Annotated in this window: 12 protein-coding genes; 4 read left to right on the top strand and 8 right to left on the bottom strand. The window is 67.3% G+C overall.

Translation table 11 applies throughout. From position 1 onward, the window contains the following. The 4 genes from CGU34_RS11390 to CGU34_RS11375 are packed head-to-tail and all read right to left on the bottom strand — an operon-like array spanning position 1 to position 3,450. Positions 1-1,086, bottom strand: coding sequence for a branched-chain amino acid ABC transporter permease (locus CGU34_RS11390; RefSeq protein ID WP_036300275.1), 1,086 nt, complete (start codon positions 1,084-1,086; stop codon positions 1-3). Beyond that, a complete protein-coding gene (locus tag CGU34_RS11385) occupies positions 1,086-1,967 on the bottom strand; it encodes a branched-chain amino acid ABC transporter permease (protein WP_036300273.1) in 882 nt (293 codons plus the stop codon). The genes CGU34_RS11390 and CGU34_RS11385 overlap by 1 nt, the downstream gene beginning before the upstream one ends. A 3-nt stretch (positions 1,968-1,970) precedes the next feature. Beyond that, positions 1,971-2,681, bottom strand: a complete 711-nt coding sequence (locus CGU34_RS11380) for an ABC transporter ATP-binding protein (RefSeq protein WP_036300271.1) — start codon at positions 2,679-2,681, stop codon at positions 1,971-1,973. Then, positions 2,668-3,450 carry an ABC transporter ATP-binding protein gene (locus CGU34_RS11375; RefSeq protein WP_036300269.1) on the bottom strand — a complete coding sequence of 261 codons (783 nt, stop codon included), beginning with the start codon at positions 3,448-3,450 and terminating at the stop codon, positions 2,668-2,670. The genes CGU34_RS11380 and CGU34_RS11375 overlap by 14 nt, the downstream gene beginning before the upstream one ends. 246 nt (positions 3,451-3,696) lie before the next feature. On the opposite strand from CGU34_RS11375, the gene CGU34_RS11370 reads away from it, so the two are divergent. The 3 genes from CGU34_RS11370 (at position 3,697) to CGU34_RS11360 (ending at position 6,896) form a co-directional block, all read left to right on the top strand. Beyond that, complete coding sequence (locus tag CGU34_RS11370) at positions 3,697-5,067, top strand: aminomethyltransferase family protein (protein WP_036300283.1); 1,371 nt, start codon at positions 3,697-3,699, stop codon at positions 5,065-5,067. A gap of 111 nt (positions 5,068-5,178) precedes the next feature. Then, positions 5,179-6,060, top strand: coding sequence for an IclR family transcriptional regulator (locus tag CGU34_RS11365; RefSeq protein ID WP_100814152.1), 882 nt, complete (start codon positions 5,179-5,181; stop codon positions 6,058-6,060). A 53-nt stretch (positions 6,061-6,113) separates the two neighbouring features. Beyond that, positions 6,114-6,896: an NAD(P)-binding domain-containing protein gene (locus tag CGU34_RS11360; RefSeq protein ID WP_100814151.1), complete on the top strand. Its 783-nt coding sequence runs from the start codon at positions 6,114-6,116 to the stop codon at positions 6,894-6,896. Positions 6,897-6,920: 24 nt separating this feature from the next. On the opposite strand, the gene CGU34_RS11355 is transcribed toward CGU34_RS11360, so the two are convergent. Then, positions 6,921-8,546 carry an AMP-binding protein gene (locus tag CGU34_RS11355; RefSeq protein WP_081766195.1) on the bottom strand — a complete coding sequence of 542 codons (1,626 nt, stop codon included), beginning with the start codon at positions 8,544-8,546 and terminating at the stop codon, positions 6,921-6,923. A 9-nt stretch (positions 8,547-8,555) separates the two neighbouring features. After that, positions 8,556-9,473: an SDR family NAD(P)-dependent oxidoreductase gene (locus CGU34_RS11350; protein WP_036296822.1), complete on the bottom strand. Its 918-nt coding sequence runs from the start codon at positions 9,471-9,473 to the stop codon at positions 8,556-8,558. A 131-nt stretch (positions 9,474-9,604) separates the two neighbouring features. On the opposite strand from CGU34_RS11350, the gene CGU34_RS11345 reads away from it, so the two are divergent. Further along, positions 9,605-10,081: a MarR family winged helix-turn-helix transcriptional regulator gene (locus CGU34_RS11345; RefSeq protein WP_198517758.1), complete on the top strand. Its 477-nt coding sequence runs from the start codon at positions 9,605-9,607 to the stop codon at positions 10,079-10,081. 5 nt (positions 10,082-10,086) lie between these two features. Here CGU34_RS11345 and CGU34_RS11340 read toward each other — a convergent pair whose 3' ends face one another. Continuing rightward, positions 10,087-11,001: a MarR family winged helix-turn-helix transcriptional regulator gene (locus CGU34_RS11340; protein WP_100814150.1), complete on the bottom strand. Its 915-nt coding sequence runs from the start codon at positions 10,999-11,001 to the stop codon at positions 10,087-10,089. A 45-nt stretch (positions 11,002-11,046) separates the two neighbouring features. Then, positions 11,047-12,963 (bottom strand): FAD-dependent monooxygenase, encoded by a 1,917-nt coding sequence (locus tag CGU34_RS11335; RefSeq protein WP_051513155.1) that lies wholly within the window; start codon positions 12,961-12,963, stop codon positions 11,047-11,049. Positions 12,964-13,077 lie beyond the last annotated feature (114 nt).

Raw genomic sequence — 13,077 nt, 5'->3', positions numbered from 1 at the left:
TCACGTGCCTCTTTCTTCTGAGTGTGTGTTCTGTGGTGCGGGTGTGGTTGAGGTCGGTGTTGCGGCTGGTGCGGTAGGTGTGCCCGAAGCCGCAGACGCAGGCGCTGCCGGATCGCCGGGACGGTGACCGCCGCGTCGACGGCGCCAGAGGCGGGGGAGTGAGACGAGCCCGCCGGGCAGGATGAAGAGGATCAGCAGCAGGAGCGCCCCCTGAAGGGCGGCGGTCAGGTTCGGATCGATCAGGTTCGTCAGCTGCGGTCCGAGCACGTAGTACGCGCCCCCCAGAAGCGACCCGATGATGCTTCCCGCTCCGCCGATGACCATCGAGGCGAGCAGCGTGATGGAGTGTCCGAAGCTCATCGTCTCGGGGGACGTGTACTGCACGACGACCATGTAGAGGAAGCCCGCGACACCGCCGATCAGCGACGCGATGGTGAACGCGAGCACCTTGTACCGGTAGGGCGAGATGCCCATCGACGACGCCACCGCTTCATTGCTCTTCACGATTCCGAAGGCGCGGCCGTACTTGCCACGCACGAGGTTGCGAGTCAGGAGGAATGTGGCCGCACCGATCACGATGACGATGTAGAGCTGCCACTGGTCATCGAACAGGCCGGTCCATTCGGGAGCATCCGAGAATCGCGCGGATGTTCCCTGCGACCCGCCGGTGAACTCCGAAAGCCTCTTGGCGAGCGGTACGCCGACGATCGGCAGAGCGATCGTGACCATCGCGATGGCCAGCCCGCCCAGACGCGCCGCCGCCAGAGCGACAAGCAGACCCGCGATACCGGGAATGAGGATGGCGAGCGCGAACGTCAGGATGATGTTCCAGTCGTTGTTCACACCCCACGCGGTGACGTACGCACCGACGCCGACGAAGAAGATCTGGCCGAGCGACACCTGCCCCGTGTAGCCCATGACGACGTTCAGCCCGAGCACCGCGACCGCGAAGACGCCGATGCGGGCGACCGTCTGGTTGGCGAACTCCGGCAGGATCAGCGGAGCGACCGCGAGGATGACGACGACGAGCAGGATGCCGCCCCACCGCACCCACGTTTTGTTCTTGAGACTCGCTGCCTGCGCCATCACACTCGCACCACATCTTTCCGGCCGAACAGGCCCTGGGGGCGGACGATCAGGACGACGAAGATCAGGATGAACGGCACCGCGATCTTCAGGTCGTATCCGATGAACGGCACATAGACGGCCGCGAGGTTCTCGAGGATGCCGATCGCCCACGCGGCGATCACGACACCGATCGGGCTCGACATGCCGCCGAGGATGACGGCCGCGAGAGCGTAGACCAGCGCCGTGTCCATCATTCCGGGGGTGAGGGTCAGCTGCGGTGCGATGAGCGCGCCGGCCACCGCGCCGAGCACGGCCGCGAGACCCCAGCCGGTCATGAGGAGCCGGCCGACGGGCAGGCCCGAGAACGACGCCGACTGCGGATTGCTCGCAACGGCACGCAGCGCCAGTCCGAGCTTCGTACGCAGGAACAGCAGCTGCAGAAGGAGCATGATGCCGACGATGACGAGTGTCGTGCCGATCGAGCGCACACTCACGACGGCGCCGAGCACGCTGATGCTGTCGAGGGGGAAGAGCGAGGGGAACTGGAGGTTGTTGTAGCTCCAGATCCAGCCGCAGATGCCGGTGATGAGGGTGAGCAGACCCACCGTGACGACGATCGCGGTGTCGGGCTCACCACCCTCGAAGCGGCGCATGACGAACCGTTCGATGAGCGCCCCGAGGGCGAACGACAGGATGACCGAGATGATGATCGCGACGATCAGCGGCAGTCCGAGCTGCAGGAACGCATAGGCCAGGTAGGCCGACAGCACGGCCATCCCGCCCTGTGCGAAGTTGATCAATCCGGTCGCCTGGTTGACGAGCACGATTGCCAGCGCGAGCGCCGCATAGATCGAGCCGACCGACAGGCCGTCGATGACGAGTTGGACGAAGGTACCCATCGCTCACCCTCCCAGGTAGGCGCGGCGGATCTCGTCCATGCCCTTGAGCTCGGCCGAGGTTCCGGTGAGGACGTTCCTGCCGGTCTCGAGCACGGTGGCCGAGTCGACGAGGCTGAATGCGAGGTTGGCGTTCTGCTCGACGACGAGCATCGCGATGCCGGATTCACGGCGGAGGCGCCCGATCGCGTCGTAGACGTTGCGAGCGGTGCTCGGGGCGAGCCCCAGAGATGCCTCATCGAGGAGCAGCAGTCGCGGCCGAGCCATGAACGCCCGCCCGACGGCGAGCATCTGCTGCTCACCGCCCGAGAGCGCCGCGGCGTGCGAACCGATGCGATCCTTCAACTGCGGAAACAGATCCAGGCAGTAGTCGATGTCTTCCGAGATCGCCTTCCGGTCCTTCCGCAGGTAGGAACCGACGCGCAGGTTGTCGCGGACCGAGAGCTGCCCGAGCGTGCCGCGCCCCTCCGGAACATGTGCGATCCCGAGTGCTGCGACCTGGTCGGGGCGCATGCCACTGATGTCGCGCCCGTCGAATCGGATGGTGCCGCCCGTGCGGACGACCCCGGTGATCGCGCGGAGCGTCGTGGTCTTGCCCGCGCCGTTGGCGCCCAGGATCCCGACGGCGCCGCCGTCGGGCACGCTGAGCGAGACGCCCTCCAACACCTGGACGGACCCGTATGACGCCGTGACGTCGACAAGCTCAAGCAGCGTCATCCGCGGGCTCCTTTCCGATGTAGGCCTCGATGACCCGGGGGTCCGACTGCGCCTCGGCCGCCGTGCCCTCCATGAGCTTGCGGCCGTGGTCGAGGACGACGACGCGATCGGTCAGCGCCGAGATCAGACCCATGTGGTGCTCGACGATGATGACCGTGATGTCCTCTTCGTCGCGCAGGCGCCGGATCGTGGCGATGAACTGCTCGACCTCGCCGTGGGAGAGGCCCGCAGCCGGCTCGTCGAGGAGCAGGAGCCGCGGACGAGAGATCAGTGCCCGGCAGAGCTCGACGCCCTTGTGGAGGCCGTGCGACAACTCGTCCGCGGGAAGATCCGCGGCCCAGCCGAGTCCGTTCCGCTCGAGCAGGCCACGTGCCTCGGTGCGGAGGTCCCGCTCCGCCCGAGGTGTGGGAGGAAGCCGCAGCGACCATGCGGCGGGGCCACCCGGGAGGCGTGAGTGGCCACCGAGCAGCACATTCTCGAGAACGCTCGAGTGCAACTGAAGGGCCGGGTGCTGGAACGTGCGTGCGAGACCGAGTGCCGCGAGGCTCGACGGCCGGGTGCCGAGGATCTCAGTGTCGTCGATCTTGATCGAGCCGGACGTGGGTCGGTAGTGCCCGCTGATGCAGTTGAACAGCGATGTCTTTCCGGCACCGTTCGGGCCCACCAGTCCGAAGATCTGGCCGGGCTCCACGGTGAACCCGACGTCTTCGAGCACGCGGACGCCGCCGAAGCGCAGATTCACCTCATTCAAGGTCAGCTGAGCCGCCATAGCTACCGTCCTTGTCGTCGCACCATTGCATTCGGGTCGGGTGAGATCCCGCTTCAGGGACCTTACGGATGCGTCTGTGGATTGTCAACGATCTTGGTGTGAGTCCTGCATCCTGTGTCGTGATCGTGATTCTTTCCGACGGAATCCGTGTGGCGCGTGCTGATTTCTGTTGAACGGAAACGGCGGACGACTTCACCGTGACGTCGTGTCAGCATGAGTTTCCCGCTCCCCACAGGAAGGTCGATGATGACATCCGAATCCCTCGCCCAGGCGATCACCCGCGCCGGCGGCGCCGTCGAACTGCTGCGCAACCAGAACTGGCCCGCGTTCACGTTCCCCGTCGCTCCCGAGTTCACCAACTGGCGCGACGAGCAGCGCGCGTGGAACACGACCGTCGCCCTCATGGACCAGTCGCACCACATGACGCAGCTCTTCCTCGGCGGAACCGACCTGATTCCGCTGCTGGAGTCGATCTCGCCCAACACGTTCGCCACTTTCCGGCCGGGCATCGCGAAGCAGCTCATCTCGGTCAACCAGGACGGCTACCTGATCGGCGACGGCATCCTGTTCTACAACTCCGAAGACCGCGAGGGACTGGTGCTGATCGGGCACCACCTGCTGATCGACTGGGTGCGCTTCAACGTCGAAAAGGCTGAGGCCGCGGGCAAGGACGTGCATCACCGGCTCGAGGGCAACTCGCACATGCGTCAGGGCCCGCCGACCTTCTATCGGTATGAACTGCAGGGGCCCGCAGCCAACGAGGTCATGGAGAAGCTGTTCGGCGGTCCGGTGCCCGAGGTGAAGTTCTTCCATATCGGCGACTTCACGATCGCCGGCCGCGCCGTCAAGGGCCTGCGCCACGGCATGGCGGGGCAGCCCGGATTCGAGTTCTTCGGGCCGTGGGCCGATAACGAGGTCGTGTTGGGCGCGATCCTCGAGGCGGGCGCCGAGTTCGACATCCGGCGGGTCGGAGCGAAGGCGTACTCGGCGACGCCGCTCGAGTCCGGTTGGGTTCCGACGCCGTTCCCGGCCATCTTCGACGACGACCTGGCCGAGTACCGCGAGTGGTTGCCCGCGGATCGAGCAGGATCGATCGCGGGGTCGCTCTTCTCGGACGACATCCACGACTACTACATGACGCCGTACGACCTGGGCCTCGGTCGCTCGGTGCGCTTCGACCACGACTTCCACGGCCGCGCCGCGCTCGAGCGCCACAAGGAGAACCAGACGCGACACAAGGTCACGCTGCTCTGGAACGCCGAAGACGTCGCGGATGTCGTCCGCTCGCAGGTTGAGCCGGGGATTCCCGCGAAGTTCCTCGACTTCCCGAAGGCGCGCTACGGCCTGTACCAGATGGACACCGTGCTGCTCGAGGGAAAGCCGGTCGGCATCTCGACCGACGCCGGGTACGTCGCCTACGACCAGCTCTACATGTCGCTCGCCACACTCGACGTCGACATCGCCGACGGATCGGTCGTCGAGGTCGTCTGGGGCGAAGACCCGATCTCGCAGAAGCACTCGGTCGATGCCGTCCACCGCCAGGTGCGGATTCGCGCGACCGTTGCCCCGGCGCCCTTCCACGACTGGGCTCGCACCGTGTACCGCGCGAACGGCTGACGCCCGAGATCCCACGCGAACGTGGGTTGCGCGATCCGTCGACTAACATGGCGCCCGACCACCCATGGTGGCCGCGTGGGCGGCGCCGCGGGATGCGTCGAGGAGGATGCCATGGCTCGCGGATCCGCGGGGGAGTCGGTGCTGCACAAGCACCTGCGCATCCTGGAGTCGTTCGACGCGTGGCATCCGTTTCTCACCCTGACCGAGATCGCGGATGCCACGGGGCTCGCGCCGTCGAGCGCACACCGATTGATCGCCGAGCTCGAACGCGAGGGTCTGCTCGAGCGGCAGCCCGATCGCACGTATCGCCTCGGCGTGCGGTTGTGGGAGTTCGCGAGTCGGACGCCGGGCGCGGTCGGTCTGCGAGAGATCGCTCGGCCGTGGCTCGGTGCGGTGCACGAGCGCGTCCGCCAGCACGTGCAGCTCGGGGTTCGCGCGGGTCGTGATGTGCTGTTCATCGAGCGGATGTCGGCGCAGGACGCCGTGCTGAACGCGACCCTGATCGGCGGGCGCATCCCGCTGTTCGCCTCATCCAGCGGGCTCGTCCTCGCCGCGTACGGTGATCCTTCGGTCGTCGAGGACGTGATCCTCGGTGGTCTGCGTGCGTACACGGATCGGACGATCGTCGATCCGGACGAGCTCCGCCGTGAGGTCCGTCGTGTGCGAGCAGACGGGTACGCGGTCAGCGCGGGGCACATTCATGCCGAATCGACCGGGATCGCCGTGCCCGTGACGGGTCCGGACGGCTCGGTGTATGCGGCGCTCGGCGTGGTCGTGCCGAACGATGGCGCGTCGCCGCAGTCCCTGATCGACCTACTGCGCCGCGCCGCGGTGGGCGTTTCGCACGACCTCGCGCAGGCCTACCTTCCGGACGAGGGCGACGGATCCCGAGGCATCCGCTCTCTCGTGGGTTCGTCGCGACGCTCGATCGAGTACCTGGAGCGGCTCGCGCACGACCCGCACGATCCGCCCGCCCCGCCGCGGGTGTCGTGATGGGCAACGTGACGCCGCGGGTGTCGTGACGCGCGGGTATCGTGACGGGTGTCATGACGAGAATCGCGATCATCGGACTGGGCGAAGCCGGCCGTCTCTACGCGGCGGGGCTTGCCGGGGCCGGCGCCGAGGTGCGCGGCTTCGACCCGTACCAGGACACGCGTACGACGCCGGGCCCCGTGGTCGACCAGCGCGACGAGCTGTCCGAATCGATCAACGGGGCGGATCTCGTCCTGAGCCTCGTCGGCGCGTCAGCAGCCGTCGAGGTTGCAACCGAGACGCTCCCGCTCCTGGGCGCACAGACGATCTACGCCGACCTCAACACCACCGCGCCGGAGATCAAGCAGCAGATCGCACTGCGGGCGGAGCGCTCCGGGGTGCTTATGGCCGATGTGGCCGTACTCGCACCCGTGCCCCGCGACGGCCACCGCACCGCGCTTCTCGCAAGCGGCGGTGGCGCCGAAGGCTTTGTGGCTCTCATGGAGCCGTTCGGGATGTCGCTCACGGTGGTGCCGGGCGCTGCCGGCGAGGCGGCGCGCATGAAGCTGCTGCGGAGCATCTTCATGAAAGGCCTCGCGGCGCTCGTGATCGAGAGTCTGGGAGCCGCGCGGGTGTCCGGTTCCGAGGTCTGGTTGCGCGACCGCATCGCGCAAGAGCTCGGCGAGGGTGGTGCGGCGCTCGTGGAGCGGCTCGTCTCGGGCTCGTACGAGCACGCGCCGCGCCGTGAACAAGAGGTGCGCGCATCACTGGCAGAGCTCGAGGCATCCGGTCAACCCGCCGATATGACGCGCGCGACGCTCGCATGGTTCGAGCGGATCCTGGCCGAACGAGACTGACCCTCGCTGTTATGCGCCGGCTCTTCAGTCGACCGTGAGCTCAGCGGCCACGCTCTCCTTCAGTCGAAGCATGTCGACCTTGCCGTGCGGTGTGCGTTCGAGGCTCTCGCGGACGAAGACGTTGCGCGGCTTCTTGTAGCCGGCCAGGCGCGCACCGACGTGATCGCGCAACTGTTCCGTGTCGACCGTCGCGCCGGGCGCCGGCACGACGACGGCGGTGACGACCTCGCCGAAGCGGGCGTCGGGCATGCCGAAGACCACGGCATCCGCGACGGATGCGTGGGTCAACAAAGCTTCTTCCACCTCGACCGGGTAGACCTTCTCGCCCCCGGTGTTGACGACGGCGCTGCCACGGCCGAGCAGCTCGACCGCTCCCTCGGGCAGCACGCGCACCCAGTCGCCGGGCACGACGTGTCGGACTCCGCGGAGTTCGGGGAAGGTCGCACGCGTCTTCTCCTCATCGCCCAGGTAGCCTCGCGGCAGGGTCCCCCGGAATGCGAGGATGCCGCGGGCGCCGACCGTGTGCTGCACCTCTTCCTGCTGCTCGTCCAGCACGACGGCGCCCGGCATGAGCCGGAAAGTGCCCGGCACATCCTCGACCGATGTCGTGACATTCACGGCGAAGGGCCCGCCTTCGGTCGAGGCCAGCAGGTCGATGATCGATGTCAGTCCGAGATCGTGCAGGCGACGTTTGGCCACGTCTCCGAAGCGCATCCCCGAACTGATCGCCGACGAGACGCGCCCGAGCCGCGTGATGCCTGCCTGTTCGGCGGCGGCGGCGAGGGGGAGGGCGATCGCGTCACCCGCCACTATGAGCCGCGTAACGCCCTCTTCGATGCTCAGGCGCACCGCGTCGTCGGCGTCGAGGCGGGGGGAGGAGGTGACAACGACCGTGCCGCCGAGGATCAACGTGTTGATGGAGGTGAACAGCGCCGTGCCGTGCATGAACGGGGCGAGCGGCAGGCTCACGACGCGGGGCGTTTCGGGGGAGAGGGCGATGCCGACGGCCTGCGTCATATCGGTCGGTGGGCGGACGCCGACCGAGTCGTAGATCGAGTACAGCTGAACGTCCAGGATGTCCTCCGCGCCCCAGAGCACGGCCTTCGGCCGGCCCGTGGTTCCGCCCGTGTAGAGGCGGAGCTCGCCGCCGGGCGGGGGTGTCTCGGGCAACCGCCCGGGCGTCGCGATGACATCGACGTAGCTGGTCGCCCCGGCGAGCACGGGACCCGTTCCCGCGCCCACGTCGTCGATCTCGATGAGCGCGGGACGGATGGCGCACAGCAGCACGGCCTCCGCGACGACATCGGCCAGCGAGGCCGGATAGAGCAGGGCGCCAGCGCTGCTGTCGTTGAGCAGCCCGGCGACCTCGGCGGGACGGAACCGGTAGTTGATGGGCGTTGGAGCGATCCCCGTCGCGAATCCCGCGTAGAAGGCGACGAGGTACTCGGGCCGGTTGTAGAGCAGAATCCCGAGGCCGTCGCCCGGCCCCAGGCCCCGTTCGGTCAGATGGCGAGCGAGCGAGCCCGCTGCATCCGTGAACCGTCGGTAGCTGATGCGTTCGTCGGGGGCGACGATCGCGGTGCGGTCGGGCATCGCGCGCCCGAGCGCCTGCCAGACGTCGCTGTAGTACCCCTTCATCGCCGTAGCCATGACCGCGCGTCAGGACAGGTCCGGCGGACCGGATGTCTGGGCCAGAGCGCCCAGATCGTCTCGCCACGCCTCGTCGATCCGCTCGGCGCTCCAGCCGCCGTCGTGGTCGAGGGTGCGGAGCGCTGACGGGTGCGCATACAGGGTGAGTCGATCGCCGCCGATCCCGATGGCCTGACCGGTGACGTGTGCAGAGCGCTCGGAGGCGAGCCAGACCAGCAGCGGCGCAACGTCCTCGGGGGTTCCCAGAGCGTGGCTGCTTCGGTATTCGCGCGGAATCTCGCCGGTCGCGAGGAAGTCCTCGTAGACCTGCGTGTACGCGGGTATCGTCGCCGTCATCGGCGAGAGGGCCGTGGGGATCACCGCGTTCGCGGTGATTCCGGCCCGCGCGAGTTCGAGCGACCAGGTGCGGGCCATCGCGACGACACCCGCCTTCACCGCGGCGTAGTTCGTTTGTCCGAAGCTGCCGAACTGGCCCGCGGGCGACCCGATCACAACGATTCGTCCGCCGTCGCCCTGCTCGCGCATGGCGATCGCGGCGGCACGGCCGCACGTGAACGTGCCCCGCAGGTGCGTGTCGACCACGGCGTCGAAGTCCTCGTCCGACATCTTCCACAGGACGCGGTCGCGCAGCACGCCCGCGTTGGCGATCAAGACGTCGAGGCGCCCGAACTGCGTCAGGGCCGCGTCGACCAGCGCCTCCGCCGTGCTCGCGGGGCCGACCGGCGCGACGACGGCGACGGCTCGCCCGCCCGTGCTGGTGATGGCGGCCACCGTCTCGGCAGCCGTCACGGGGTCCACATCGTTGACGACGACGGCGGCACCCGCGTCTGCAAGCGCGAGGGCATAGGCACGCCCGAGGCTTCGACCGCTGCCGGTGACGATGGCGACACGACCGTCCAAGCGAACGACTTCGGTAGATGGCGTCATGGCTTCTCCTTTGAGCATGAGCGTGAATCCGAGCGACTGCGCATCGATTCATATTCAGGATAACTGAAACTCGCGACCGGGACGAAGCGACCCGAACGCGCTACCCTGAACCGCGGCGGGAGGAGGAGCACGTGGAGAGCAGTCGTGGACTCGTGTACATCATCAAACAGCTCGACCTGGCTTTGCGTCCACGGTTGTTCGAGGCCTGCGCGGCGGCCGGCATGACCGCGGCCCAGTACACGGCGATGACGGTGCTCGCCCGACGTCCCGGCATCACGAGCTCAGAGCTTGCGCGGCGCTCGTTCGTACGCGCGCAGACCATGGCCGCGACGATGGACCCGCTCTTCGATTCCGGGTACGTCCGGCGCGAGAGCGATCCCCTGCACCGTCGTCGCATCCTGCTCTTCCTCACCGAGAGCGGCGCGGAGGCCGTTGCGGGTCTGACGCCGCAGGTCGAGGCGCTCGAGGATCTGCTGGTGTCGGATCTGTCGGAGAGCGAACGCGAGCAGTTCGGCGACTATCTGCGGCGCGCGCGCAACGCGCTCGATCGGGCCGGGCATCGCGTGCCCGCGGCACCGGAGTCGGATCTCGCTCCGGCTGACCCGTGAACATCTCAGGTGTTGCGTGAGTACGCCAACACGGCGAGCGCCTCGAGGAAGCGCTCCCTCTCCGGTGCGGGCACGGGTTCGAGAAGCCGTTCTTGTACCTGCATGACCGGCGTGAAAGTCGACTCCGCCGTCTGTTTCCCTGTCGTCGTCAACGTCAGGAGCCGCAGGCGACGATCGAGCGGATCATTTTCTCGTGCGATCCATCCTCTCCGCGCGAGGCGGGCGATGATGTCGGCGGCCGTGGACTTGTCGAGCGCCGCTCGCTCACCCAGGTTGCGCTGACTGATACCGGGATATTGCGCGAGAGTCTGAACGGCGGCGAACTGGGGCCCGGTTATTGTCTGCCCGAACGTTTCGGTCCAGAGAGCCGTGTGCATCTGCTGTGCGCGGCGCAGCAGCGCTCCGGGCGCGTCGCTCCGTAGCGTCGAGATCGGGCTCACAACGAACGCTGCCCAGTTTCGCGGATCCAACGAAGCTATCTGGCGCAACCCGCACACAAGATGTGGTCGCTGCGCCATCGGTACGATTTCGAGCAGCCGATCTTGCACGGACTGGGCGATGCTCGTCAAGCGATCGAGCGTAGCTCCGACGCCCGGCGCGAGTGTCAACACATTGCGGCGGGCGTCTTGGGGGTCGCCCTCGCGGACGATCCATGCCCGGTCCGTCAGCCGAGCCACGACGTCCGCCACGGAGGACTTGTCGAGGGAGACGAGCTGCCCGAGGCGATGCTGGTCGATCCGCGGGTGCGCGGCGAGCGCGGTGAGCACGGCATATTGCGGACTGGTCAGATCCGTTCCGAACGATTCCGTCCAGATCGCGGTATGGACCTGCTGAGCGCGTCGCAGAAGATGGCCACAGATCGCGTGCATCGGGACGCCCCCGAGGGGCGCTCCACCATCGGCGGGATGCGAGTCGACCATCGCCGCCCATCATGTCACGAACGGGAATGCGCCCCATCCCCTGTGTCAGGTTTCCGGATGGCGCGCCCTCCCGATCGATAACGCGGGTTGTGCGGTGAGGAACCCGGCGAAGAAGTCCGTCAGTTCGGCGCGGGCGTCGAGGGGCAGGACGTGCGCGACATACTGATCGGGTCGCACGATGACAAGCGCTCCCGCATCGGCGATCCCACGCTCGGCGAAGATGTCGCGCTTCGGATGCTTTGCCCACGCCTTCTCCCAGTCCTGGAGATGCAACGGGCCCGTGCGCGGGATCAGCGCGGCGGGAAGGCGGGTTACGTCGATTTCGTGGTGCCCGGATCGGAAGACGCCGTGCACATCGATGACCGCGTCGAGGTCGTCCGCCTCCGCGGCGAAAACCCGCAGGGGGGAGTCCGGAGCGTCCGACAGCCACGAAGCGGTGTTCAGGAGTTCCGCATCATCACTCGAAGCGAATGCGTAGATTCGCCATCGCCCGTCGGCTCGATGAGCGTGCCCGAGCTCCATCGGCTTGGCGTCGGCGAGACGCACGACAGGGGTCGAGTGGAATCTCGTACCGATCACGAAGCCGGAGGCCAGTGACTGGTACTGGCTCGTGCCCGTCAGCGTCGAGGGTTGATAGGTCGTGGCGAGTCCGGCGGTGTACCGGCCCTGCCGGGCGAACTCGTCTCGCAGTTCGGTCGCCGTCACGCCGCCTTCCTCGGGGCGATCCGGGTCGAAGGTCGGCTGCGCGACGAACGCCGACCAGAACCGATCGAACTCGATCAGGTCCTTGGCCACGGATTGGCGCTCGGCCGAATACGTCCGAAGAAGCTCGGCGGGGGAGCGACCCTGCAGGACAGCGGCGAGCTTCCAGCCCAGATTGAAGGCATCCTGCATCGACACGTTCATGCCCTGTCCGGCTTTTGCCGAGTGGGTGTGGCACGCGTCACCCGCGATGAACACACTCGGCTCGGGCGCGGTGTCTGCGTTGTCGAAACGATCGCTGAGTCGTTGTCCGACCTCGTAGACGGAAGACCAGGCGACCGAGCGGACGTCTATGGAATAGGGATGCAGGATCGAGTTGGTGACGGCGGTGAGTTGCTCGACCGTGGTCTGCCGAATGCGGCTGTCCCCGGCGGGCACGGCGCCGAGATCAACGTAACAGCGCACCATGTTCCCGCCCTCGCGGGGGATCATGATGAGGCTGCCGCGTCCCGCGGACTGGATTACGTTCTTCGTGCGCCAGTCCGGAAAGTCGGTCGTGGCGAGCACATCCATCACGCCCCACGCATGGTTGGCGGCGTCACCCTTCAGCTCGAGGCCGATCGCCTGGCGGACGGAGCTGCGGGCGCCGTCGCACCCGACGACGTAGCGGGCGCGGATCGTGAATTCGCTCTCGCCCGTTGTGTCGGCCCGGCGCAGCCGCACCTCGACCGGATAGTCGCCGTCGAGAACCGTGAGGTCCACGAATTCGATCCCGTAATCCGGAACCAGCTTGCTGGCCGAGGACTCCATGTGATCGAGCAGGTACTGCTGCATGCGTGCTTGGTTCACGATGACGTGCGGGAACTCACTGAGCCCCTCGGGGGTGTCGTCGACCCATCCCGTGCGAACGATGCGCGAGCGGTCCTCAGCCGAGGGTCCCCAGAAGCGCGTTTCGTTGACCCAGTAAGCCTCGCGCACGAGAGCCTCGGCGAGACCGAAGCTCTGGAACATCTCGACCGTGCGGCATGCGACTCCATCTGCCTGCCCGACCTGAAGGGGGCCGTTCCGACGCTCGACGATTCGCGTATCGATGTCGGGGAAGGCCGCCAGTTGGGCGCCCAGGACGCAGCCGGCGGGCCCGGTTCCGACGATCAGCACATCGACCTCGCTGGGCATGTCGACGGATCGGGCGAGTCCGTAGTCCCGGGCCGGAAGCTCGTCGGGATCGCCGGGCCGATAGCCGTCACGGTAGAACTGCATGTCATATCTCCTTCGATGCGCGGCAGCGTCGATCACGAAAGATCGTCCGTATACGTACAATATCACCGTACACCCACCTCGTGCACGAGCGTGCTCGTTCGGAGCATGCGCGTC

The organism is Microbacterium lacus (genome assembly GCF_002812805.1).
Taxonomy (GTDB): Bacteria; Actinomycetota; Actinomycetes; order Actinomycetales; family Microbacteriaceae; genus Microbacterium; species Microbacterium lacus_A.
Note: the sequence above shows the minus strand (reverse complement) of the source record. Positions and strands in the feature narration are given on the sequence as shown.

Coding starts and splice junctions, on each gene's coding strand:
- CGU34_RS11335 (WP_051513155.1), bottom strand. CDS start 12,963: ATGCAGTTCTACCGTGACGGCTATCGGCCCGGCGATCCCGACGAGCTT.
- CGU34_RS11365 (WP_100814152.1), top strand. CDS start 5,179: ATGGCTCGCGGATCCGCGGGGGAGTCGGTGCTGCACAAGCACCTGCGC.
- CGU34_RS11340 (WP_100814150.1), bottom strand. CDS start 11,001: ATGGTCGACTCGCATCCCGCCGATGGTGGAGCGCCCCTCGGGGGCGTC.
- CGU34_RS11355 (WP_081766195.1), bottom strand. CDS start 8,546: ATGGCTACGGCGATGAAGGGGTACTACAGCGACGTCTGGCAGGCGCTC.
- CGU34_RS11380 (WP_036300271.1), bottom strand. CDS start 2,681: ATGACGCTGCTTGAGCTTGTCGACGTCACGGCGTCATACGGGTCCGTC.
- CGU34_RS11350 (WP_036296822.1), bottom strand. CDS start 9,473: ATGACGCCATCTACCGAAGTCGTTCGCTTGGACGGTCGTGTCGCCATC.
- CGU34_RS11370 (WP_036300283.1), top strand. CDS start 3,697: ATGACATCCGAATCCCTCGCCCAGGCGATCACCCGCGCCGGCGGCGCC.
- CGU34_RS11375 (WP_036300269.1), bottom strand. CDS start 3,450: ATGGCGGCTCAGCTGACCTTGAATGAGGTGAATCTGCGCTTCGGCGGC.
- CGU34_RS11360 (WP_100814151.1), top strand. CDS start 6,114: ATGACGAGAATCGCGATCATCGGACTGGGCGAAGCCGGCCGTCTCTAC.
- CGU34_RS11385 (WP_036300273.1), bottom strand. CDS start 1,967: ATGGGTACCTTCGTCCAACTCGTCATCGACGGCCTGTCGGTCGGCTCG.
- CGU34_RS11390 (WP_036300275.1), bottom strand. CDS start 1,086: ATGGCGCAGGCAGCGAGTCTCAAGAACAAAACGTGGGTGCGGTGGGGC.